This is a genomic window from Shewanella sp. MTB7 (assembly GCF_027571385.1).
In the GTDB taxonomy this organism is placed as follows: domain Bacteria; phylum Pseudomonadota; class Gammaproteobacteria; order Enterobacterales; family Shewanellaceae; genus Shewanella.
Genome location: NZ_CP085636.1, coordinates 4,906,513 through 4,927,618, shown reverse-complemented (window position 1 = coordinate 4,927,618; position 21,106 = coordinate 4,906,513). Strand labels below are relative to the sequence as shown.

Below are 21,106 nucleotides of genomic sequence, written 5' to 3'. Positions count from 1 at the left end.
TTAAGCATTTAGGGAAACAAGAAATGGCTATTATCAATATGTCTTCATTAGATCTACAAGGTAAGCGAGTGCTTATTCGTGAAGATCTTAATGTGCCAGTCAGTGACGGTGTTGTGACCAGTGATGCGCGTCTGCGTGCCGCTCTGCCTACGATTAAACTCGCGCTTGAAAAAGGCGCGGCAGTGATGGTGATGTCTCATCTTGGGCGTCCAACAGAAGGTGAATTTAACTCAGAATTCTCACTTCAACCAGTGGTTGATTATCTTGCTAAATCACTCTCTTGCCCAGTACGTTTAGTGACAGACTACCTCAACGGTGTTGAGGCTAAAGTGGGTGAAGTGGTGGTGTTCGAAAACGTACGTTTCAATGTTGGCGAAAAGAAAAATGATGAAGCACTCGCTAAAAAGTTAGCGGCGCTTTGTGATGTCTATGTGATGGATGCCTTTGGTACGGCGCACCGTGCCCAAGCATCGACTCATGGCGTAGGGCTTCATGCTCCAATCGCTTGTGCAGGCCCTCTGCTTGCTGGTGAACTGGAAGCTTTAGGTAAGGCGATGGATAACCCTGCTCGTCCACTTGTGGCCATCGTTGGCGGTTCTAAAGTATCGACTAAACTGACGGTATTAGAGAGTCTATCTACTATCGTGGATCAGCTTGTTGTTGGTGGTGGTATTGCTAACACCTTCATTGCAGCAGCGGGTCATGAAGTGGGAAAGTCACTTTATGAAGCAGACCTTATAGATGAGGCTAAGCGTCTAATGGCTAACGCTAAGAGTCGAGGGGCAGATATACCAGTGCCGACAGATGTCGTTGTAGCGGGTGAGTTCAGTCCTACAGCAAGTGCTACGCTTAAAGATGTTAGTCAGGTTGCTGATAGTGAGATGATCTTCGATATCGGACCTAATAGTGCTGAAGCACTGGCCGAGATCTTAAAGAATGCTGGCACTATAGTATGGAACGGTCCGGTTGGCGTTTTTGAGTTTGACCAATTCGGTGAGGGTACTAAGCGCATCGCGCAAGCGATTGCTGATTCGAATGCATTTTCTATCGCCGGTGGTGGAGATACATTGGCTGCAGTGGACAAGTATGGTATTGCGGATAAAGTGTCATATATCTCTACTGGTGGTGGTGCTTTCCTTGAATTTTTAGAAGGTAAGGAACTTCCTGCGGTAGCTATGTTAGAATCTCGCGGAAAATAATGAACATCTGTCGATTTAGGTGTATCCAAACAACCTAAAAAATAATGATAAATAGGTATTAAATCGGCAAAAAAAAGAAACCGTGTTTTGGCTTAGTTTTACCCATTAACTTAAGGTTAAAGGTAAGCTGAGCCAGAGCATAAAAATCAATCCAAACGATAGCGACCTCGGTGGTGTAATACCAATCAGTATAAAGATTTGATCGCTCAGCGAGAGTATAGCGGTCCTGAGGCAAGGCAACGAGTGAAGATCATAGTTATTCTACGGTTAAGCTCGTTAACACAGCATCAGAACCGCTAAAACTCGCCTATAAGGAGTATTTTTGGCTGCCTACTTCTGCGTTGAATGAACTTATAAGGGAACAACCATTATGTTATCCATTCGCCTTGAATTAGTTTGCAAAAAAATATTCTGAGTAGATCAACTTCTTATATTGATTGATATAAATCACCCTATTATTGGAGTAAAAAATGGCTTTAATTTCCCTACGTCAAATGCTTGATCACGCAGCAGAACATAATTATGGTGTTCCAGCTTTTAACGTGAACAACCTTGAGCAGATGCGTGCAATTATGCAAGCAGCTGAAGCGACAGACAGTCCTGTGATTGTTCAGGCATCTGCTGGTGCGCGTAAATATGCGCGTCCTCAGTTCCTTAAATACCTAATGGCTGCAGCACTGGAGCAATATCCAGATATTCCTGTGTGTATTCACCAAGATCACGGCACTGATCCTGATATCTGTCAACGCTCGATTCAGCTTGGCATGTCATCAGTGATGATGGATGGCTCTTTGATGGCCGATGGCAAGACACCTGCTTCTTATGAGTACAACGTCGATGTCACGCGTAAGACTGTGGCATTTGCTCATGCTTGTGGTGTGTCTGTTGAAGGTGAAATCGGTTGTCTAGGTAGCCTAGAAACTGGTGAAGCTGGTGAAGAGGATGGTATCGGGGCTGCGGGTATTCTTACGATGGACCAGATGTTAACGACGCCAGAAGAAGCGGCTCGTTTTGTTGCTGATACTCACGTCGATGCTTTGGCTATTGCTATTGGTACTAGCCATGGTGCCTATAAGTTTAGCCGCAAACCTACCGGTGATGTACTGCGTATCGATCGTATCAAAGAGATCCATGCACGTATCCCAAATACTCACTTAGTGATGCATGGTTCTTCATCTGTACCACAAGAGTGGCTAGAGATTATCAATCAGTACGGTGGTGCTATTCCTGAAACATATGGTGTTCCTCTAGAAGAGATCGTTGAAGGTATCAAGTATGGTGTACGTAAGGTGAATATCGATACCGATCTTCGTCTGGCTTCTACTGGTGCGGTACGTAAATTCTTGGCTGAAAACCCAAGCGAGTTTGATCCACGCAAATTCCTTAAAGCGTCAATGGAAGCGATGGCTGATATCTGTACCACGCGTTACGAAGCGTTTGGTTGTGCCGGAATGGGGTCTAAGATTAAGCCTAAATCACTACAAGCTATGTATAAGGCTTATCAATCGGGTGAGCTAGATCCCCAAGTTAGATAAGGCTGTTAAGCAAAGATAATTAAATCATGCTGTTAAATGCCCGCTTTCGCGGGCATTTTAGTATTTATCTCTTTATTTGCTATTTTCTGTGCTAAAAGCGCTAAAAGCGCTAAAAGTGTTAAAATCTGGTGTCTTGAGCTTTTTATTGAGTATTTATAAGAATATATTAATCTGTATCACTGTTTTCAATTATGTTTTTTGAGTGTTAAAATTGCGTGAATTTTATGGGAATGATCTTTCGGAGTATTATAACAATGAAAAAAATGCTTATTGCATCAGCTATTCTAATGGTGGCACCTTTTGCTGCTCAAGCCGGTGCTGACTTTGTTGAAGGCGATAAGACCTTTGGCGGTGATGCGGAACTTGGTGCAACAATAACAACGGGTAATACTGAGACAACCTCAGTTAAAGGCCGTCTGGATATGAAACATGAACTTGGGAATTGGGAAAACCAATATCTATTGGAAGCTTTATATACAGAGGACACTGGTGAAGTTACCGGTAAGCGGTATTTGGGTTTAGTGCAGGCAGACTATAAATTAAACGAAGTCAGTTATCTGTTTATCAACGCAAATCATGAGATCGATCCTTTTACTGGTTTTGATTCTAAGTCTACAATTTCTTCAGGTTATGGCCATAAGTTTGTCGATACAGGAAAGACCTTATTCAGTGTGGAAGTGGGTCCTGGTTATCAATATAAACGACTTGATGATGTGAGTGCGCTAGAGGCTGGTTATGATACTGAAGACAGTTGGGTTGCTCATGGTGTCGCTAACTTTGAAACCGAAATTACCGATAGCTCTAAGTTTAAGCAGATGTTTGTTGCCGATTATGGTGAGAGCTTAGAGGGTCGTTCAGAGACTTCTATTACCGCGAATATCATCGGCGCATTAGCGATGAAGTTTGCCGTGATCATTCGTTATAATAATAAGCCATTAGAAGATAAGAAAAGCACAGATACAGAAACGAATATGACCTTGCTATACGCATTTTAACTGCTATTCAATTAACAATTTAATCTGTCTGAATTGTAGATAAAAGCACCTTTTGGAGCTTTAGTATGGGTAAGTGTATCAATGACTTACCCATACAAACAATCACTTAACGGTATTTCACGGTAAATGCTAGGTGTTGTTAGTAAACTGTTTTAGGCAAATTGTGGACAGTGGACTAAATGTAATTGCATCTTGTAAATGGTCTGGTGCAAGGTGAGCATAAGCCATCGTTTGCATAATTGTCGCGTGTCCTAGAATTTGCTGTAATGTCAAAATATTGCCTCCATTCATCATAAAGTGGCTTGCATATGTATGCCGTAAAACATGTGTTGCTTGTCCCTTCGGCAATCCAAAATTAAGTGATTGAATGACCTTCCTGAAGCAAGTGTAAGAGGTTGTGAACAATTGACCGCTTTTACCCTGATAGATTTCAGCAAATAGATTGTTGGATATTGGAATTGTGCGGTTTTTGCCGTTCTTTGTGTCAACAAACGTCACTTTACAATTAACAACTTGCGATCCTTTCAAGGTTGCCGCTTCACTCCATCGCGCCCCTGTCGCTAGGCAAACCTTCGCAATTTTCAGTGCATCGCCTGTCAACGTGTTAAGCAATAAGGTAATCTCACAGGAAGATAAAAAACTCATCTCCTTAGCTCTGATTTTTAATTTGGCAATCCCCTTTAACGGGTGTTCTCCGTGAAATTGTCCAGCCTTAATTAATACAGTGAATACACTACTTAATAACATGTGATCACGGTTAATGGTGCCTAATGTAGTGCCTTTTTTGCTGCGCTCTGCTCGATAGTCCATCAACATACTAACGTCAACTTGATATGCCTTAGGATTGCCAAGTAACTCGTTAATCCCTTTCAGTTTACGAAAGTCGTCACTTGCTCCTTTTAAGTGTTGTCCGTGGTATTTAAACCAGCCATCAATGAGTACTGATAAGTGCCGTGTATCACGGGCTGTATTCACCCATTCTTTACTATTTTGAGTGGCTACAATCCATCGTTCGAATTGCTGAGCCTCTGCTTTAGTCGTAAACGACTTTCTGTACCTTTTACCATCGCGTCCACGAGGGCGAATATCAACCATGTAACCGTTAGGGGTTGTCTTAATTGACATAATACCCCCCTTGCTTGCTCCACTTGTAAAAAGCGGTCGCAGCAATTATTAAGCTTTTTTGTGTATTGAGTCTGATTTTTCGTGCGTGTCTTGATTAATTGAAAAAGCCGGGCACACCTGACCGGACTCGGGCGCTGTCGTGCCCGTCATCAGCCACAGCGTATATTTTTTAAACTGAGGATGACTTGATATTTTCATTGAAAAACTCTGCTTTGGTTCTCTCTCTCCTGATAAGTAAGCTTCGAGCGATCTTAAAGGTATATCAATCAAATCAGCGAATTGACGCTGGCTTAATTTCTCTTCTTTCAAAACACATTTCAAATTATCGATGTAATACATGTTGACCTCCTCCTGTTGTGGCGGTAGTATTGCCAAATACCGCACGAAGTGGCGGTAAATAGTGGTAGATAATAGTAAATCTCTGGGAGTATACCAAAGTGAACCAACCAACATTCGTGATTCAGTTCGACTTACCTGCGATTCCTATCGAAGAGTACGCTCGACGTTCAGGGCAAGGGCTTGATCGTTGTCGTCAGCAAGTGAAAGAGGGAAAGCTTCCAGTTCTGCAAGAAAAGGCGAAGGGGAAAATCTATGTGAATTTAGTAGCTATGGCGATGACATGCCAAGAGGCGGCTCAGTGGAATATGAAAGTTCCAAGTGCTCAGTATTCGCTGTAGGAATTAATGGAGTGTTGTCATGAATTTTAGACCTATCGATCCTACAAAAATCGAAATAGTACCTGCATACATTACTGAGTGTACTCAGTGCCGTTACAGAAAGGTTGAAGTTGTTGCTGCTGATGTCTATGACGCTGCAACAGCATTTGATGATGAAGGTTGGTACGAAGTGGAATTATCAAATGGGCGTTGCTCAACTCTCTGCCCTACATGTACCTCTGCTTTGCGAATAGCGGTAACTGAAGAAAAGCACGCTGCAATAAGGGCGTCTGTCGCGAAAATGCCAGTGGCAAGAGGCGTAACCAATGATTAATCACGCGCTAGCTGTGCCTCATCACTTCGATCTATCAAATCCTCAACATTTAGCGATGCGCCGGTTAATGGCTGACGTATATCAGCGCCACAACCGATCGTTAAATCGCGATCTTCCCGATGATGCTATTCGATACGCTGGCATGGCCGAATGCCTGGAAAGGGTGTCATCTCAAGTGCTTAAGGATTCAGCATTGAAACGTTTGTGTTTTGAATTATCTCAAGCACTTGAGATGCAATCTATTGTCCACGAAAGAGGCTTGTCATCATGAGTGTAAAAAAATCATATGTAGTCCAATGTTTGCGCCCAGGTTTAAAGCCAGGATATATAAGATGTGTTTGGCGTAGTGAAGATTGCTCTCAGACGCAATGGGCTGTTGTTCAAGATATTAAGGATGCAACTCAAGTTGAAGAGGGTGGTGTTGACTTTCTTGCTATCTCAGAATTATACAAAGAGGTGGGAGAACGCCACTTGCTTATCCTTGCGAACAGCGATGATGTAAAACAAGTTAATCCAGACGCTCCGCAAAAACTAAAGCTAGGCCCCATTAGAGAGGGCGATATCAATGCTGCAGTAAGCTTTCAAGTGACTTGTTATGTCTGCATGGCGCCATTGTTTATCTCTGGTGTAGAGCGCCTTGACGATGTGGTCAGAAAGGCTGGCGGTATAGGCTGGCACAGTGTTGAAACGGGCAATGATACTGTTTCAACAGCATGTCCTGATTGCATCAAAGAGATGCAAGAAGAGGGTTTGCAGTCATGACTCCAGCCCTTATTGAGCAAGTAAATCAATCCGTCGAACCCAGTGCATGCGCCTCAGCTTTTTTCTTGAGACAGCACTGGCTCTATATGGGCCTCGCTCAACATTCCGTTGATCGCGGTATGCGCCGCTGTGCAACAGACTACTTCAATGTGGCCTGTTGTTATCTGCGCTTAGCGCTTCAAAAAGCAGTCTAGATTATTTCCCCCGCCATGACAGCCTTGACCAAAAAGCCACGTAGTAGCCGCCCATTCGCGGCGCTTCATCGTGCGCGTTGGGAAAAGTATATGGCATGTCCATCTTCTCAGGTCATGCTGTTGACTCCTTGTGGCCGCGCGACTCAACAACGATTCTTAGAAGACATTCGTAAGCTTATGGGGTGCCTTATGGACAACATATGCCTTCGTACTCGCAAGGTGGGGATTGGATGCAAGAATGGTTTTTTCCTCTACACCTGGGCCAGAATTGCGGAGCTGTGTAAGTTGCCCGAATGGCGCATTAAGCAGTGTGCAGCACGAGTCATTGAAAATGGTTGGGTTGACTCAGTGCAGCCTAGAGAGAAGAAGACCGGCGCAGATAAGCGTATAGAGTGGACAGGCCTGCCGAGTATTAAGCGAGTAACGCTTAAGTACCTTAAAGCGACGGGCCTAGAGGATGCGTTCAAGGAAGCAAAAGCAGCATCCAAAAAAACCACTGAGGCACGCGCTAAGAAGCTTGGAGTGGCCGTTAAGTACATGTTGACCCCTATCACCCTGCTGGCTAAATACAGACGCCAGAGAGTCGCTGCGGGGGCCTCTCCGCCCAGATAGTTACTATTGAAACCAACCGACTTAGTTGTCGGTATTTGCGTTTGTGAATAAAATCCACTGGTCAAAACTTAATCAATTCGGTAAATGTTTCGCTTGCTTTTTGTGCAACCCCACCGCTTCAACACCGTTAGCATTCCCAGCGAGTTCCTTGCCTCCATATTATTCCACTATTTCTGTGGGTAAGTCTGTGTATATCACTGTATTCCAATAAAAACTACTCCATGTGTTAATGGCGTTCATTGGGGCGGCATAGTCGAAGACTAGTGCTCTTTATCTCTAACGAGATAAAGAGATAAAGGTTTATTAATGCTTTACCCCGCTTCGCTTGTGGGTAAAGCATCTTTGATAATGTCTGTCCACTTCCTAGCTGGCGCTAGGGGACAGGATAAGAGCGGCGCGGGTAGTTGGTCTTGTCTTCGACCGTTTAACCTCTGTGGTGGCTGCTTAGAGGGTTCCCTGCGGGGCTTATCGCTGTCGCGATGGCTTGGCAATAAGAAGTGCGAGATTTTAGGAATGGCTATGCCTGGTATAGGTGGTTAGTGCCTGTGAATTATTGATAAAAGAATGGTTGAAAATGCTTCATTTTAATAGTGTGGGTTTGTATTTTTTAGTATAATAATCAACAGTTAAGGTGTTTGTTTTACTTGGTTGGTGGAGTCTTTTATGAGTGTTCGGTATTACAAAGTTGAAGATAGAAATGCGTTAGCTGCGTATCAATTGATAGACCAACAAAGAAAGGTTGGGAACGATGCAGCGAGTGAGCTTGAAAAGCGTTTTGATGGGGTGGCTATTTTTAGAAGATCATTAGACCGAATTACATTCATCGGTTTGAAACTGAGTAGCTTCAAATTAAGAGAGGATAGCCGATTGTGGGTAAAACCTAGCGCTCATCATGGTTTTGCTAGTTGGCCCAAAGCAAGAACAGCAAATCTGGCCCTTAAGGGGAGGTTAGTTGAAATGAGAGTTGCTTGGAGGGGGCTCGTACCTGAGCCGGTTGAGCTCGAACCTTTTTATCAGACATTGGGGATAAGTTGGTGTGACTTGGTATTTGGGGGGATTGATTTCTTTGAGTGTGATGGCGTTATCTATGTGGGCACGTCAGCATCGCTAAACGTTGGCGTTGAAATATTGGGTAGTGAGTTCAATGAAATGAAGAAAATGGAGGCCGCGTAATGTGTGACTATAAAGGTTCAGATTTTGGTGCGCTGTATTGATGGCTATCTGTTGGGAAGGAATTGACGCAAAGGTTGTAAGGAAGCGATTAACGAAGTGCTGTAGAGGGTGGTAAGTATTAAAACAACACCAGAGGTTTTGGAGGTTTCTGGTGTTAGTTTTTGAACTTTATCATGAAGGGTTGAAATAAATTTCGGTAGCAAAAATGAGCGCTAGAATTAACACTAAGAACTTTGAAAGCAACGTGAGTTCAAGTCATTATTTAACTTATTTACTTCAGCTCTAACGTCGGGATCTAACCCTGATACTAATCCGTCGGTACTCGCCCCATTGGTTAATATATCTTGTGCCTTGGCTAATTTCTCTCTTAGTTTTCCAGTTTGGATATCCATCATAATATTTTTAGTTATGATATCCATCGCAACGGTTATTCCAATGGTTAATCCAACCGCGTTATTTGCTGATGAACAAGGAGTGTCTTCGTCAGCGTTTGCCGAAAATGCAAAATTAGAAACAAAGAATATACAGACTAAACTCATACGATAAGATTTTAAATACAACATATAATTCAACTCCAATACAGTTCGTCATATCTTCTCATTATCATAATGGTAACAAAATTGACTCAAGTACAAAACCGAACAACCTAAAATGAAACAAATTGATACTGTATTTGGAAGTCGGCGCCCTCCATCTCTATGATTAGAATCCGTTCGACTGCACCGTAATCGTCGCGCTTAAAACTGGTAAAATACATTGATTTTTAAAAGCCATATACACATTGGAGAGTTAGCCCTATAACAGCGTATAAATTGGCGTTATCAAATACGAAAGGCAATAAAGCTTTAGGTTGTATTTTCGAGAGGGCTAGATGATTGAAGTTATAATGAGTAGGTTCATAAGTGATGCGGTATAAGGAGCCATATCCAATGGGCTGAAGTAACTAGAATTCCCTGAATATTTGGGTGGACTGTGATCGTACCCTCATGATATATGAAAAATAATGTGTACTCTCAGGTTCACGTATATTCTTTAAGTTTTTTGCAAAGGGGAGAATCGAGTAGTGGGAAATTTATGGGGGAAAATTGTTGTCGCGATTGTGACCTGTGCACTTACAATGATAGGGCAGCAGTATTTTTTTGAAAAACAAAATGAGATACAGAAGCTTGATGTCCACATAAACTTTGATAAAAATTACCTATCTAAACCTAAATTCCCCGATTCTAAAGTGGAAATTAAAGTTGATGGAAGTACTAAGGAATCGATTGGGTTATTAGAAATATCATTGGTAAATTTCAGTGATAAAGTCTTTAAAGATATTCCAATAGTAATAGAAGTTAAACCAAAGGAAAGTGATAAATTCACATATCTTTCCCACTTTGCACATGGTGAGAAAGGAATAAAAAATTTAGTGGAAGAAACCAAGGATTATGAATTTGATAATGGTGTTCATAGGTTTTCTTACAAAGTAAAATCGTTGAATAGAAGTGAGGGTGCTGATCCCAATATGAAATTGGGCATATTATTTGACGGCCAAGATAAGCCACAAATTATAGTCTCTGCTATTGGTTTGAATACAAGAGAGTATAATTATGGTCATAGCCCTGCACAATTGAAGGTGGAAAGAGATATCTCTCTAATGTTTATTGCTCTTATTGTAGGAGTATTTTTATTTACTTATTTTATTTTTGGACCTGCGATCTCAAGAATAACCGCTCCACTGGAAAGGAGGAAAGATCGAAAATATGCCAAAGAACTCTTTGAAGTGTTGAGAGGAGATCCTCTTTATAACACTATGTCTGATAATGATTTAACTGACCATATCACCTCTTCTCTTTATAAGCGTCAGGTTATTTGGTGGAATAGAAGTTCTTGGACAATTAAGTTGCTTTGGGGAATGAGAAGACCAAAACCGACAGACTTTATAGATTATTAATAATTAACTGGTAACTAATCAGTGATTAGAGATAATTAGTCTGGAAGTGCTCAGCACGATAACAACACCATTAGAAATTATTATTTCTTGTGGGGACTCCTTATTTTAACTAAAGAACTAAAGGCAAGTATTTTTGGGTTTCCATACTTCTCGCCAAAGTCCAGAATTCTGAAATTCTTACCTGCAAGATAAGAATTCCTTAATGGCACCGGTTGCCATTAAGGAAGCGTCAACTTCTAGATGTGTGACTTTGGTAGCGGTGCTTTGTCATCACATTTGCTCATTTTGAATGAACATCTTATTTCCCACCTAAAAATTCGAAAACAAAGCTAACATTTAAAATCATAACGTTACGACTTGTCAGCCGCCTGAAGCCCTACAGTCAACGCTGTTAATTGACTCGTGTGCCATATGGCATGTTCTGTAACCTTGTTGGCCATGATTCCTCAATGAAAAAATCACCATATAAAACCTCTAAGCGTGGTGGGGATGAGTGCCTTTCTATTAAATAGAATTTTTTAAAATAAATTACCTGACGACAATATTCATTATTTTTTTCAGTAAAATAATAACGAATACAAATGAAAGTTGATGTGTGATGCGATTTGAGTTCATCAAACATTCACATTATTTAACTGATGTGAATACGTGCGCTTAATCGTCTATTCATATCAAACACGCCAAGGGGTTATTTCAGTGGGTCGTAAGTCGATGGTTGAGTGCCCTAAGTGTTTGTGTGCTGGGCGCATAGCGACATCAAAACAACTCAGCGTGGGGCTGCGTGAATTGTATTGCCAGTGCATGAACCTGAATTGCGCAGAGGTCTTTATTCTGCATCTTTCGTTTTCGCACTACGCCAGGCGAACGGGAGGTAAACCCGATCCCACGTTGCAACCTGAGCTGTGTAGGCATGAAGAACAAGCGGATATGTTTGCCCAACCATGAAAGCTGAAAAAATAAGTGAGTTTGAACTGATGAATGAAAATGAAATGGAATTATATTTCGGGGCAAAAGCATTGAACGATGCAATGTTGACTGGCCATAACCAAATTTTTCTCTCTGCATCGAACTTGGAAAGCGACGCTATTCGAGAACATGTTATTAAATTAGCAAATTCGCTAGGTGTGGCAGTAACAGGCAACCCAATTGTATTACAAAATGGTGCCAAATTGATTTTTTTACTCACAGATAGTCAAGTGATGGCAGCACATTCTGGCAATGCTTATGCGATAAATTGTTTTGATGACATGAACTTTTCTTATGTCAGTAATTTGGTATCGTCATGGGCGATGTTAAAAAAACATCGAGTAATTTTTTTCTCTACAAGTTAGACGATCCCAGTGCCAAAGGAACCATCACTAATATATTTAAGGTTACTAATGGAAAATATTCATATTTTACAATATGAAGCGTTTGTTTTTCGCTCTTCAATTGAGTTATGCAACAAAAAAACGACCGATGTGATCACTAAGACATTTCCTATTATGAATTGTAAGTTTGCATCATTATTTTTGGCCTTTCACTACAGGACAATATGGAGTGACATTGAGATAATCCTTGTTTGTGGTAGAGGTGAGAATATGGTGACGCACGCTTGGTTGGAGGTGGACGGGTACGCCATAGATATAACAGGAGATCAATACAACCTTCTTGATAGCGCAATTTTGAATGAAGAGGTTATTCGATACAGGCCTTACCCCAAGGTTCACGTCGAGCAAATATCACGAAGTTATTTGTACAGCTTATTTGAGTATTTGGACCGATTAATATTGGAAAATGATTTTTCAAATATTAAAAAGTATTTTGTAAAAAACATGGAGCGTTCACATGAATCGTTACTTGATGATTTGGATGTGAATCGAAGTAAATTTAAAAACAATCGATTGTCATGACAATGAAGTTTAAATAACCCCAAAAACGAACGATTGCGATCTTGATGGTTTGCAAGGTTACTACAGTGATGGGAAGTATTTCCCTTTTAAATCAATTGATTGTTGTGAAGTGTTTTGCGTAATTATTAGACCTCTATTTTTCGTTTTTTAACCGCGCTGACTTTCGGTGAGGAGGGGTGGGAGTGCCGACGCAAGGCCTGCGCGCGTACCCCATGCATAACGATGCGCGCTCATGCATATATCAGGAGATTTAGGGCGAAATGTGGGAAAGAAAATACGAAAAAGGAAGATGGAGCGGTCTTGAACTGAATATCTTGAGCACCACCATTGACGGTGGTCAGCGGCTACACATCAGTGAGATCCCCTATGCCGATCTCCCTATGATAAAAGTCATGGGAAGCGCTGCGAGTAACCTATCACTCGAGGTGGTCATGGTCGGCGTGAACTCCCTCGCTGATGCCAATGCACTGCTTGCTAAACTTGCTAGCACCCCAAGGGGGGAGCTTGAGCACCCATGGCTAGGTGAGTTACCCCTTGTCTTTGAATCACATTCACTAAAGATTGATACCAAGCGCGGCCTTGTCACGCTCTCCCTCACCTTTGTGTTTGATGGCAAGGCACCAACATTACATGCTGTCGTTATCGAGAGCGTATTTAATGCTGAGACTCAAGCGGATGTTGTCATTACGGCCTCTACCCCCTCATTCGTTGAGGAGGTAGACGATGCAAGCGTAGCGCAAACAAACACTATTCGGGCAAGCTTCACGTCCGTTGTCACCCGATTGCAGCGTATCTCCAATAGGCTGGCAGTGCCGAGTCAAATACTGTCAGAGTTGAACACGGAGCTGAACAGCGCGCTAGTGTCGATATCAAGCATTGCCAATGCCCCAGGGCAGTTCGCTGAGCAGCTCAGTAAAACCGTTAAACATGTGGCGAAAGTGGTGCGCACAGAGAGTCGTTACGCATCATCTGGAGAAGGCACCAGCACTCTGTTGGCAAGTGAAGCCGTGGACAATGCGCGCATGGCACAAGCAGCCATGTTGGAGCTCATCGACCCTGACAGCCCTAGCCACCACTTCAATGTGCAACTCGTCATTGCTGCCATGTTGATGAGTAGAGACATTGCTGCGCTCGAACAGCGTGATAAATTTGTGCTTGCGCCTTCAACCACACAACCGGCCTTCATCCTTAATGACTTGCAGCGGATTGTCTCTGAGATTGACGCGCGCATCGATGATGCGACCAGCGTATCCACCATTGAGAGTCTGGCACTGTTTAATGCGTTGGTCGTGTTAAAGGATGGGATAAGTGTGCACATTGCCAAGGTGGTTAAAGGGAGTTCGCCAACACTGCATGATCTGTTGCCGCGTCCCATACCGGCACTCGCACTGGCTCATGAACATCACGCAGAGTTGCAGATGCTAACCTCACTCAATCCTGCCCAACACCCGCTTTTCTTATGTGGCACCGTTGCGATTGAGGTGGCGTCATGAGCACGTTGACTCTGATGGTTGATGGCAAGAAAACACCATTTCTCAATGCTGATGTGACGTTTTCGATTAAACAGTTAGCCCACACCTTTAGCTGCAGCATTGAACCTAAGATTATCACCTCACCGTTACCGGTTGAGTTCTTGCTTGATGATAAGCGGATCTTCATTGGCACCATCGACACTGTGGGCACCAACACGGCAAGCAGTGAGTACGCCATGAGTTTGTCGGGGCGTTCATTAAGCGCGAACATGATCGACTCCAAAATCACCATGGATGCACTCTATGATCAAACGCTTGAGTCGCTGTTAACCAGTGTGTCTGCGGATTTTGGGTTGTCGGTTCAATCCTTGGTTGATGGCGCTGCACTGGGTGTGATTGACGAGTTTCAAATTAACGCCGAATCCCCAGTCGACAACCTGGCACAACTCGCCAAAGAGCAAGGCGTGATATTGATTGAGCGCAATGGTGTGTTGACGTTAGAAAATCCAGCGCATGCCACACTCCCGGGAGTGAGGCTTGAAGTGGGTAACAATATCGAGTCATTGTCCATTGAGCGCAACTTCACCAAGCAGTTTTATCACATTGAGGTGCAAGGGCAGTGGACTGAGGCGCATGCCGTCGTCACCTACGCCCCCGCCAATACACAAAGAAAGGTGGTGTTTGTGTCCGACCAATTGCAAAGCGCGGCTGCTTGCCTGGCACGCGCAGAGTATGAACGTGATCTCGCTATCGCCCAAGGTGTCACCGTGTCCACTTCACTCCCTGCGTTGTTTCCTGAGCTGACCGGTGATGCCATTAATCGCACGGTGAGCGTGGTGGATGTGCGGCAATCTTTCAATGAAAGCATGTTGATCGAGTCGTTAACCTTATCAGTGAGCGATGCGTCTGCTCAAACCAAAATAGCGCTATTTCGCCCCTTTGAGGAGCCTGCCAATGTTTGATCGACTCATGAGCCGGCTCAAGAATATTTTTGCTATTGGTGACGTGACTGGTGTTGACACGAAGGTGCTGCAAATTAAGACCACAACAGGGCGAACAAGTGATCGCATTAAGCGAGTCCATAATTACGGTTTCATGAGTCGCCCCAACGTGGGGGCGCGTTCGTACTTATTGTTTCTTGGTGGCGTTCGGGCTCGTGGCGTGGCGTATTGCGTTGAAGACGAGCGTTATGAAATGGAATTAGAACCAGGTGAAGTGGCCATGCTCGATGATAAAGGCAATCTGGTGCATTTCACTAAAAACGGGATCCTAATTACAACCAATAAAACCGTGGAAGTTATCGCCAAGAAAGACATCAGTGTCACTGCAGGTGGTGACATCATGGCTAATGGCAAAAGTATCAAACTCAATGGCGGTGCGGGGGTGATCACCTGCGAAAGCATTTGTCCCGTTACTAAAAAGCCACATGTCGATGGCTCGACAACCGTATTTGCGGGGAAATAAAGAGAGATGAGACAACATCAATTCACGCTTGGTGCACTAACGGCCCCACTCACCACCATTGAAGGGTTAACCCATGCGGTATTACAGAGTGTGCTTAATCATGCTCGCTCGACATCAAACGACCGCGCGCGCATGGAAAATAATGAGCGCGGGGGCTGCTGGCATGAGGTCTATGTGCCGGCTATCGGCTCTCGTGATTGGACACTCTCTCGAGAGAAGTTAACAGAGCAAACCGTTATTCGTGCAAAAAGCTTTATCGATGACGCCCTGCAGTGGCTCGTTGACGAGGGACATATTATGTCATTCAGTGTTGAGGTTAAGCGCTTATCAGGCACCGCTATCAGTAGAGTGGTGACGGTTAACATGAACGATGCCACAAGTTTAGAGATCCCATTATGAGTACACAACGAAGTCTAAGCGCACTGGTTGAACGCGCTAAATCAACCCTTATCGCCAAAACAGGGCAACATAACCCCGCCATTGATGCCATTGCGTGCGCCATCGCCGGTGTCAGTTATGGCCAATATGGTTATCAGGACCAGTTGTTTCGAGAGCTCTCCCCTGAAACGGCCTCAGAGCCATGGTTGTACCTTCACGCACAGCGTCACGATGTTGAGCGATTATTGCCAAGTTTTGCTCGCGGGTGGGTGCGATTCAAGCAACTTGGCGAGGTGGTACTCATTCCAAAAGGTTCGGTTGTTGTTGCGCCATCGGGTAATGAATACCTCACCCTTAATCAGCAATACAGCGATGTGAATGTCGAGGTCATTGCATTGATGTCAGGCGTGTCAAGCAACCTGCCAAACGATACCGTACTGACACTGTCTGAGGCAATAAGTGGCATCAGCCCTAATGATGTACTCAGTGTTGAGATCAATGGCGGTGCTGACATTGAAGATATTGAGCATTGGCGTGAACGGATCTGTATGGCCTATAACCAAGGTGTACTTGTTGGGCGTCGTAGTGATTATGAGGCGTGGGCGCGTTCTGCGCATGCCGATGTCGATTATGCCTGGGCGTTAGACAACACTCCTGAGCTTGGCATGGTGCAGGTGTTTATCGGAACAAGGCAGCAAAACCCCGCATTGCCGCTTGCGGTCGTCGATACCGTACAAGCATACATCGAGAGCGTGCGTCTTGCCGGTTGCCACCCCACCGTCATGTTGCCCACTCAAAAGCCTGTCAATATTGAGATCCAAAATGTTCAAGATGAGCATATCCAAGCAGACATTACCAAGGCATTAGACGCGCTGTTTATGCAAAAGATGGGGCAGCGCGACCATTCAGTGATCCCACCAAGGCCGGTGTCGCTTTCACCGACCGAAATCGTTATCGCCATCGCGCCTATCACAAGCAACTACCTGGTGCGGCGGCCAACAGAAGAGCAGTTTATTGCCAACAACGAGATCCACACGCTAGGGGAGATAACATGGACACCTCTGACTTAATTATTGATCGCAATGATGACGACTTTGCTAATGCCGTGCGTCAACTGCTGCCTAAAGGTCAGTATTGGCAAGACTCAACCAATACCGAACTCAATAATCTTATTGCTGGTATGGGCGCAGATTTTAAGGTGACGCATGACGAAGTACAACTCGCATTACTGGCAGAGGTTGATAATGAGTTGTTTGGTTGGCGGTTAGCCGACTATCAACATCTTATGACAGAGACTGGCGCGCGTGGCAACGTGGTTGACGATCCAGCTTTCCCAAATCTCATCACTGTCAATGTTGATGCAAGTTGGCCCTATGACAAGGTGATGCCGGCTTTTATTGAAGTGCGTTTGCCGCACACTGATTTTCATTGGATCTTAGACGCAACCGCAAGTAAGGCCCCTTTAAAGGTGTATGTCGGTGCCTATAAAACGGTGGTGCATGAGGTCACGATTGGCCCTAAGTCCAAAAGCTCTAAGGTATACGGCGCTGTATATGCCGCGCCCTATGTCACTATTTTTGAAGATGTGGAGATACGATTAACATGACAACCCTTAATCTTGATCCTGAGCAATACGCTGTCGTCACGCAAGTGGGGATAGATAAGCTTAATGGGTTAGCCGCAGGTCAAACACTCACGATCACGGCAATGGTGTTGGGCGATGGAAATGGCCATGCCGTCACGCCGTCGATTGATGGCACCCAATTAACAAAAGAGATCGGCAGAGAGTCCATCACTGAACGCCCGAGTGATTATTTCGGGGCGGGGATATTTATGTCTGCCGACATGATCGAGAAATATCACGGTCAATGGTTGCGTGAAGTGGGATTGATTGACTCTGACGGGGAGTTAATCGTTTGGTGCTCCATGGCACCGACTCTGGTGTCCCTGTTTACTGAGCGCGCTATCTCAGTGCATTTACCCCTGTCCAGCATTAACCAAATAACGGTCAGTGTCGATATATCAAAGCAATACGCCAGTGTTAAAGCGTTAAATCAGCACATCGAAAGCGAAACGGCACATACCGCAAGCGCGATTGCATTCGTGCCTGGGATGAGTGGATTGAACGGGACCAATGCACAGTCTGCACTGCTAGAGCTCGCAGACAAGATAAAAAACGCAGGTGGTGGGGCAACGGTTGATCTGACTGAGCAGTCCGCACTCATCGCAAATTTGAACAATGAGATCCACGCGCAACTCAATGGCAAATGTACGTTAACAACCAGCGCGGGTGAATTAACGACGGTAAGCGATGGCGTAGGCCGTCCACTGTATGAACCCATTAATACAGCTACCTATCAACTGCTTATCGAGACAGATAACGGAACGGGGTATTTCAGTCAAAAACTGACCATTATCGACTTGGATAGCGATGACGTTAGAAGCAACGTTATGTTTGTTAGAAACGGTCGTGGCTTTGTTGATGTAAAAGCTCTGGGGTGGTCACCGCTCATTGGTTTGCCGCCTGGTGATGTGTACGTCAATGGATACATCAGAACAACGAGTGATGTCAGCATCATCAATTATTCGTGAAAGAAGGAGAATAAAAAATGCTTAATCAAAAATTAGCCATCGGTTTTGATACCGTGGGTGAAAGTGACACTATCAACAACCAAATCTATCCGTTTAACGTGACGTCACCGGATGCAGCGACCATCGTTGCGGGGCGAGGCTCAGGGCAAGCGTTGCAAATGACACCCAGGACAATCTTATCGTATTCGCCGGATGATAATCGTGTCGGTCCGTGGGCGCTATCTGTGGGCTGTGCCATCAAGTATACCCAGCTTGCTCCTGCTGATGAGGCGTTAATTTGTGGCGCGTTCTATACCGATACAGCGATAACACTCACGGAGTTGTTAGCAACCGAGGACTATACCGCCCTTATCATCAAATCCGGCAGCGTGTGGTTATATGAAAAATACCAAGGCGTGCTGAAAACAACGGACATCACCTCATTTTCGCCAGCGAATTGGCTGTATTTCGAGTTTAGAACCACAACAGCAGTCCAGGCGTCTTCATCGTATTGGACGCGTGTGTATTTACATGGTGTTCAACTACTGGGTTTCTCCAGTAAAGCGCGCTCCAACATGCCGTTAAGGGTGGTATATGCGGCCACGCAATCGGGCGCTATCGTGATTGATGATGTCTACACGCATGTTGAAACATCAGCCGCTAATCATGTGATATTGGCATCAGCAAAAGTAAAGTGCTTGCCGTTAACGGAAGTGCTAGAAACATCCTGGTCTGTGGAAGGCGCAGAGCCTGAGCATACAGCCCTTAATGACTTAAACGACAGCACTGGCATACAAAGCGCGAATGCAGCCAAGGGCAAATATAGGATAAGCAATGATGTGCAATCGGTTCATCTGGTTAACTACCACATCAGGGCGCGCAGTGATAACAGCAGTGGTGTGATGCAGATTAACGCTGGAAAAGTAGGAGCATCAAACGAGTCAGCGTTGACCACTATCGGCGCCACCGCAGAGTTAAGAACCAACATTATTCGCGGGGTCGCTCATCCTCAGTACAGCTGGGAGCGAGATTTGAATGACGGCGCTAGCTTGATTTTACGGACGTAACATGGACATTACGCAAGCAAACGTTGAAGTATTAACGACTGAAAAAGCGCCCATGGATGTGGCGCAAGTCAGTGTCGAGGTATTAACCACGTTCAGCGGCGTTGATATCACTCAAGCGAGTGTTGAAGCGTTAACGACTGAGCAATCGCCAATGGCCGTATCAGTTGCCAGTGTCGAGGTGCTAACCACATACAGCGGGGTTGATATTACTCAAGCAAATGTTGAAGTGTTAACCACAGAGCAGTCACATTTCAATGTTTCACAGGTCAATGTTGAAGTGTTGACTGTGGCCCCGCTGGAAATCTCGCTGCGTGCGCTTGCGACAACACTCAATGTTCCGAAGTCACTCAGAGCGGTATGCGAGGCAACCAATACCACGTCGCTTCGTGCGGCTTGGGAAGCAACCTATTAATCAGCGGCACGAATGAAGACGCGGCCAGCGTGACTTTTCCCTTGAAACCTTAACTCGTTTTACAGTCAGTGAGCAACGTAAACATGAATGAATATTATACAATCGTAACTAAACGCGGTCAGCAAAAGATAGAAGAGTATTATCAGCTTAATAAAACGGTCACGCTCACTCAGATGGGGTTTGGCGGTGTTGATGCTGACGATATTAACTATGTTCGCCCTAATGTTGATGCGACTGAGGTGCCTAATGAGTGGGCACGATTGGGGCTCGAACGTCACCCCGATGCAGGCTTTATCGGGGGCGGTGCCACGATAAGTAACAAAACGCCTGAGCATCAAGGGCATTGGATCTGCAGTGTCGGCATATACGACGAAGATAATGAGCTCATTCTCATTAGTGCATATAGACCGATGCTCGTAGACCCCGAAGCGTCGATCGTCGCATCCTATGTCATCAATATTCAAACCGTACTATCAAATGCTGAGAATGTCGTTGTGATCAGGGACACATCAGTCACCCACCCAACACATGATGAGCTTGATGCGGCTATTGAGTCAGTCAAAAAGAAAATACCGCTTGCAGCAAGTGCTGAAGACGTCGCGGCGAGCAAGGACGAAGTTAAGTTTGTATCACCGTTAACGCTTGATAAAAAAGGGTTAATAAAAGCGATAGAGAATACATTATTAACGGTTGAACGGTTATATCCGATTGGTCACGTACTTATTACGGTTAATGCGGCCAGCCCTGATACGTATGGCTACCCGGGCGTTTGGGAAATGCAAGGTGCTGACATGACACTGTTAACAACGCAAACAGCAAGCGATGTCAATAAAGTGTCAGGTACAAACACTCCACTAGTGCCACTCTTGCTGCATACACACTCCGCTAGTTTTAGTGGGGATAAGCTTCCACCTCACGCGCACCCACAAGATGAAAGAACGCCGCTCACACGCCCCAACGATGGAACAACAGACCCTACATCTGGATCACCATCCGGCTCTGCAGGGGGTAACACAGGGGAAGTGTCAGGCGGGACTCCCTCTGGCGAAGTGAGCGTGTCGAATGCGGGTGTTAAAGACGCGACGATAGACGTTAGGGGTAGGCACCTAACTGTTTATATGTTTTTGCGCATTGAATGACGATATCTGCACAACAACGAGTACATGGAGAACGATATCCAAAGCACGATAAATCAATGGCAGCGAGTAAACTCATACAGCCACACGGTCAAACAGGAGTTAATCTTGATGGGGATGAACTCGATACAACGGTAGTCGCAATAGGAACCGCTGCGTAGTCTTTGTGTAAGGCATTACTTGAGCATACGTG

The 21,106-nt window shown here is 44.7% G+C and carries 28 protein-coding genes; 25 read left to right on the top strand and 3 right to left on the bottom strand.

The features are described from left to right. Positions 1 to 23 precede the first annotated feature (23 nt). The 3 genes from HWQ47_RS21470 to HWQ47_RS21460 all read left to right on the top strand — a co-directional run bounded on the left by HWQ47_RS21470 (position 24) and on the right by HWQ47_RS21460 (position 3,729). Positions 24 to 1,199: a phosphoglycerate kinase gene (locus HWQ47_RS21470; RefSeq protein ID WP_269968041.1), complete on the top strand. Its 1,176-nt coding sequence runs from the start codon at positions 24 to 26 to the stop codon at positions 1,197 to 1,199. 470 nt (positions 1,200 to 1,669) lie between these two features. Next, positions 1,670 to 2,734 (top strand): class II fructose-bisphosphate aldolase, encoded by a 1,065-nt coding sequence (gene fba, locus HWQ47_RS21465; RefSeq protein ID WP_269968040.1) that lies wholly within the window; start codon positions 1,670 to 1,672, stop codon positions 2,732 to 2,734. A 254-nt stretch (positions 2,735 to 2,988) separates the two neighbouring features. After that, positions 2,989 to 3,729, top strand: coding sequence for a DUF481 domain-containing protein (locus HWQ47_RS21460; protein ID WP_269968039.1), 741 nt, complete (start codon positions 2,989 to 2,991; stop codon positions 3,727 to 3,729). A 129-nt stretch (positions 3,730 to 3,858) separates the two neighbouring features. Here the strand turns inward: HWQ47_RS21460 and HWQ47_RS21455 are convergent, their stop codons facing one another. Together HWQ47_RS21455 and HWQ47_RS21450 are read right to left on the bottom strand one after the other, a co-directional pair. Further along, positions 3,859 to 4,854, bottom strand: coding sequence for a phage integrase (locus HWQ47_RS21455; protein ID WP_269968038.1), 996 nt, complete (start codon positions 4,852 to 4,854; stop codon positions 3,859 to 3,861). A gap of 48 nt (positions 4,855 to 4,902) precedes the next feature. Further along, positions 4,903 to 5,193, bottom strand: coding sequence for a helix-turn-helix domain-containing protein (locus HWQ47_RS21450; protein WP_269968037.1), 291 nt, complete (start codon positions 5,191 to 5,193; stop codon positions 4,903 to 4,905). Between the two features lie 98 nt (positions 5,194 to 5,291). Between HWQ47_RS21450 and HWQ47_RS21445 the strand changes: the two genes are divergently transcribed. The 7 genes from HWQ47_RS21445 to HWQ47_RS21415 all read left to right on the top strand — a co-directional run bounded on the left by HWQ47_RS21445 (position 5,292) and on the right by HWQ47_RS21415 (position 8,585). Further along, a complete protein-coding gene (locus tag HWQ47_RS21445; RefSeq protein WP_269968036.1) occupies positions 5,292 to 5,531 on the top strand; it encodes a hypothetical protein in 240 nt (79 codons plus the stop codon). Positions 5,532 to 5,550: 19 nt separating this feature from the next. After that, entirely contained in the window at positions 5,551 to 5,844 is a 294-nt protein-coding gene (locus HWQ47_RS21440) for a hypothetical protein (RefSeq protein ID WP_269968035.1), read from the top strand. Continuing rightward, positions 5,837 to 6,115 (top strand): hypothetical protein, encoded by a 279-nt coding sequence (locus tag HWQ47_RS21435; protein ID WP_269968034.1) that lies wholly within the window; start codon positions 5,837 to 5,839, stop codon positions 6,113 to 6,115. The genes HWQ47_RS21440 and HWQ47_RS21435 overlap by 8 nt, the downstream gene beginning before the upstream one ends. Beyond that, positions 6,112 to 6,606: a hypothetical protein gene (locus tag HWQ47_RS21430; RefSeq protein WP_269968033.1), complete on the top strand. Its 495-nt coding sequence runs from the start codon at positions 6,112 to 6,114 to the stop codon at positions 6,604 to 6,606. Before HWQ47_RS21435 ends, HWQ47_RS21430 begins: the two co-directional genes overlap by 4 nt. Beyond that, positions 6,603 to 6,800 (top strand): hypothetical protein, encoded by a 198-nt coding sequence (locus HWQ47_RS21425; protein WP_269968032.1) that lies wholly within the window; start codon positions 6,603 to 6,605, stop codon positions 6,798 to 6,800. Before HWQ47_RS21430 ends, HWQ47_RS21425 begins: the two co-directional genes overlap by 4 nt. Positions 6,801 to 6,890: 90 nt before the next feature. Further along, entirely contained in the window at positions 6,891 to 7,412 is a 522-nt protein-coding gene (locus HWQ47_RS21420; protein WP_269968031.1) for a hypothetical protein, read from the top strand. Positions 7,413 to 8,075: 663 nt separating this feature from the next. Beyond that, a complete protein-coding gene (locus tag HWQ47_RS21415) occupies positions 8,076 to 8,585 on the top strand; it encodes a hypothetical protein (RefSeq protein ID WP_269968030.1) in 510 nt (169 codons plus the stop codon). A 224-nt stretch (positions 8,586 to 8,809) separates the two neighbouring features. On the opposite strand, the gene HWQ47_RS21410 is transcribed toward HWQ47_RS21415, so the two are convergent. Then, complete coding sequence (locus HWQ47_RS21410) at positions 8,810 to 9,148, bottom strand: hypothetical protein (RefSeq protein WP_269968029.1); 339 nt, start codon at positions 9,146 to 9,148, stop codon at positions 8,810 to 8,812. Between the two features lie 500 nt (positions 9,149 to 9,648). Here HWQ47_RS21410 and HWQ47_RS21405 point away from each other — a divergent pair, with 500 nt between their 5' ends. From HWQ47_RS21405 to HWQ47_RS21340, 15 genes are all read left to right on the top strand, one after another. Continuing rightward, complete coding sequence (locus HWQ47_RS21405; protein ID WP_269968028.1) at positions 9,649 to 10,521, top strand: hypothetical protein; 873 nt, start codon at positions 9,649 to 9,651, stop codon at positions 10,519 to 10,521. 711 nt (positions 10,522 to 11,232) lie between these two features. Then, a complete protein-coding gene (locus tag HWQ47_RS28130) occupies positions 11,233 to 11,466 on the top strand; it encodes an ogr/Delta-like zinc finger family protein (RefSeq protein WP_442802096.1) in 234 nt (77 codons plus the stop codon). Continuing rightward, complete coding sequence (locus tag HWQ47_RS21400; RefSeq protein WP_269968027.1) at positions 11,463 to 11,852, top strand: terminase large subunit domain-containing protein; 390 nt, start codon at positions 11,463 to 11,465, stop codon at positions 11,850 to 11,852. The genes HWQ47_RS28130 and HWQ47_RS21400 overlap by 4 nt, the downstream gene beginning before the upstream one ends. A 48-nt stretch (positions 11,853 to 11,900) precedes the next feature. Next, positions 11,901 to 12,413 carry a hypothetical protein gene (locus HWQ47_RS21395; protein ID WP_269968026.1) on the top strand — a complete coding sequence of 171 codons (513 nt, stop codon included), beginning with the start codon at positions 11,901 to 11,903 and terminating at the stop codon, positions 12,411 to 12,413. Positions 12,414 to 12,673: 260 nt separating this feature from the next. After that, positions 12,674 to 13,906 (top strand): DNA circularization N-terminal domain-containing protein, encoded by a 1,233-nt coding sequence (locus HWQ47_RS21390; RefSeq protein ID WP_269968025.1) that lies wholly within the window; start codon positions 12,674 to 12,676, stop codon positions 13,904 to 13,906. Continuing rightward, positions 13,903 to 14,847 (top strand): hypothetical protein, encoded by a 945-nt coding sequence (locus tag HWQ47_RS21385; protein WP_269968024.1) that lies wholly within the window; start codon positions 13,903 to 13,905, stop codon positions 14,845 to 14,847. The genes HWQ47_RS21390 and HWQ47_RS21385 overlap by 4 nt, the downstream gene beginning before the upstream one ends. A gap of 7 nt (positions 14,848 to 14,854) precedes the next feature. After that, positions 14,855 to 15,349 carry a phage baseplate assembly protein V gene (locus HWQ47_RS21380; protein WP_269968023.1) on the top strand — a complete coding sequence of 165 codons (495 nt, stop codon included), beginning with the start codon at positions 14,855 to 14,857 and terminating at the stop codon, positions 15,347 to 15,349. Between the two features lie 6 nt (positions 15,350 to 15,355). Then, the gene (locus tag HWQ47_RS21375; RefSeq protein WP_269968022.1) at positions 15,356 to 15,748 is read left to right on the top strand and encodes a phage GP46 family protein; all 393 of its coding nucleotides are present in this window, start codon (positions 15,356 to 15,358) and stop codon (positions 15,746 to 15,748) included. Further along, complete coding sequence (locus HWQ47_RS21370; RefSeq protein ID WP_269968021.1) at positions 15,745 to 16,797, top strand: baseplate J/gp47 family protein; 1,053 nt, start codon at positions 15,745 to 15,747, stop codon at positions 16,795 to 16,797. The genes HWQ47_RS21375 and HWQ47_RS21370 overlap by 4 nt, the downstream gene beginning before the upstream one ends. Continuing rightward, positions 16,779 to 17,333: a hypothetical protein gene (locus tag HWQ47_RS21365; RefSeq protein ID WP_269968020.1), complete on the top strand. Its 555-nt coding sequence runs from the start codon at positions 16,779 to 16,781 to the stop codon at positions 17,331 to 17,333. Before HWQ47_RS21370 ends, HWQ47_RS21365 begins: the two co-directional genes overlap by 19 nt. Continuing rightward, positions 17,330 to 18,319, top strand: coding sequence for a phage tail-collar fiber domain-containing protein (locus HWQ47_RS21360; protein ID WP_269968019.1), 990 nt, complete (start codon positions 17,330 to 17,332; stop codon positions 18,317 to 18,319). The genes HWQ47_RS21365 and HWQ47_RS21360 overlap by 4 nt, the downstream gene beginning before the upstream one ends. Before the next feature lie 17 nt (positions 18,320 to 18,336). Continuing rightward, on the top strand, positions 18,337 to 19,365 hold the full coding sequence (locus HWQ47_RS21355; protein WP_269968018.1) for a hypothetical protein: 1,029 nt from the start codon (positions 18,337 to 18,339) through the stop codon (positions 19,363 to 19,365). A gap of 1 nt (position 19,366) precedes the next feature. Then, positions 19,367 to 19,777 carry a hypothetical protein gene (locus HWQ47_RS21350; RefSeq protein ID WP_269968017.1) on the top strand — a complete coding sequence of 137 codons (411 nt, stop codon included), beginning with the start codon at positions 19,367 to 19,369 and terminating at the stop codon, positions 19,775 to 19,777. A gap of 83 nt (positions 19,778 to 19,860) precedes the next feature. Then, the gene (locus tag HWQ47_RS21345; RefSeq protein WP_269968016.1) at positions 19,861 to 20,916 is read left to right on the top strand and encodes a phage tail-collar fiber domain-containing protein; all 1,056 of its coding nucleotides are present in this window, start codon (positions 19,861 to 19,863) and stop codon (positions 20,914 to 20,916) included. Then, a complete protein-coding gene (locus HWQ47_RS21340) occupies positions 20,913 to 21,074 on the top strand; it encodes a hypothetical protein (protein ID WP_269968015.1) in 162 nt (53 codons plus the stop codon). The genes HWQ47_RS21345 and HWQ47_RS21340 overlap by 4 nt, the downstream gene beginning before the upstream one ends. The last annotated feature ends 32 nt before the right edge of the window (positions 21,075 to 21,106 follow it).

Coding starts and splice junctions, on each gene's coding strand:
- HWQ47_RS21470 (WP_269968041.1), top strand. CDS start 24: ATGGCTATTATCAATATGTCTTCATTAGATCTACAAGGTAAGCGAGTG.
- fba (WP_269968040.1), top strand. CDS start 1,670: ATGGCTTTAATTTCCCTACGTCAAATGCTTGATCACGCAGCAGAACAT.
- HWQ47_RS21460 (WP_269968039.1), top strand. CDS start 2,989: ATGAAAAAAATGCTTATTGCATCAGCTATTCTAATGGTGGCACCTTTT.
- HWQ47_RS21455 (WP_269968038.1), bottom strand. CDS start 4,854: ATGTCAATTAAGACAACCCCTAACGGTTACATGGTTGATATTCGCCCT.
- HWQ47_RS21450 (WP_269968037.1), bottom strand. CDS start 5,193: ATGTATTACATCGATAATTTGAAATGTGTTTTGAAAGAAGAGAAATTA.
- HWQ47_RS21440 (WP_269968035.1), top strand. CDS start 5,551: ATGAATTTTAGACCTATCGATCCTACAAAAATCGAAATAGTACCTGCA.
- HWQ47_RS21435 (WP_269968034.1), top strand. CDS start 5,837: ATGATTAATCACGCGCTAGCTGTGCCTCATCACTTCGATCTATCAAAT.
- HWQ47_RS21430 (WP_269968033.1), top strand. CDS start 6,112: ATGAGTGTAAAAAAATCATATGTAGTCCAATGTTTGCGCCCAGGTTTA.
- HWQ47_RS21425 (WP_269968032.1), top strand. CDS start 6,603: ATGACTCCAGCCCTTATTGAGCAAGTAAATCAATCCGTCGAACCCAGT.
- HWQ47_RS21420 (WP_269968031.1), top strand. CDS start 6,891: ATGGCATGTCCATCTTCTCAGGTCATGCTGTTGACTCCTTGTGGCCGC.
- HWQ47_RS21415 (WP_269968030.1), top strand. CDS start 8,076: ATGAGTGTTCGGTATTACAAAGTTGAAGATAGAAATGCGTTAGCTGCG.
- HWQ47_RS21410 (WP_269968029.1), bottom strand. CDS start 9,148: ATGTTGTATTTAAAATCTTATCGTATGAGTTTAGTCTGTATATTCTTT.
- HWQ47_RS28130 (WP_442802096.1), top strand. CDS start 11,233: ATGGTTGAGTGCCCTAAGTGTTTGTGTGCTGGGCGCATAGCGACATCA.
- HWQ47_RS21400 (WP_269968027.1), top strand. CDS start 11,463: ATGAAAGCTGAAAAAATAAGTGAGTTTGAACTGATGAATGAAAATGAA.
- HWQ47_RS21395 (WP_269968026.1), top strand. CDS start 11,901: ATGGAAAATATTCATATTTTACAATATGAAGCGTTTGTTTTTCGCTCT.
- HWQ47_RS21390 (WP_269968025.1), top strand. CDS start 12,674: ATGTGGGAAAGAAAATACGAAAAAGGAAGATGGAGCGGTCTTGAACTG.
- HWQ47_RS21385 (WP_269968024.1), top strand. CDS start 13,903: ATGAGCACGTTGACTCTGATGGTTGATGGCAAGAAAACACCATTTCTC.
- HWQ47_RS21380 (WP_269968023.1), top strand. CDS start 14,855: ATGAGCCGGCTCAAGAATATTTTTGCTATTGGTGACGTGACTGGTGTT.
- HWQ47_RS21375 (WP_269968022.1), top strand. CDS start 15,356: ATGAGACAACATCAATTCACGCTTGGTGCACTAACGGCCCCACTCACC.
- HWQ47_RS21370 (WP_269968021.1), top strand. CDS start 15,745: ATGAGTACACAACGAAGTCTAAGCGCACTGGTTGAACGCGCTAAATCA.
- HWQ47_RS21365 (WP_269968020.1), top strand. CDS start 16,779: ATGGACACCTCTGACTTAATTATTGATCGCAATGATGACGACTTTGCT.
- HWQ47_RS21360 (WP_269968019.1), top strand. CDS start 17,330: ATGACAACCCTTAATCTTGATCCTGAGCAATACGCTGTCGTCACGCAA.
- HWQ47_RS21355 (WP_269968018.1), top strand. CDS start 18,337: ATGCTTAATCAAAAATTAGCCATCGGTTTTGATACCGTGGGTGAAAGT.
- HWQ47_RS21350 (WP_269968017.1), top strand. CDS start 19,367: ATGGACATTACGCAAGCAAACGTTGAAGTATTAACGACTGAAAAAGCG.
- HWQ47_RS21345 (WP_269968016.1), top strand. CDS start 19,861: ATGAATGAATATTATACAATCGTAACTAAACGCGGTCAGCAAAAGATA.
- HWQ47_RS21340 (WP_269968015.1), top strand. CDS start 20,913: ATGACGATATCTGCACAACAACGAGTACATGGAGAACGATATCCAAAG.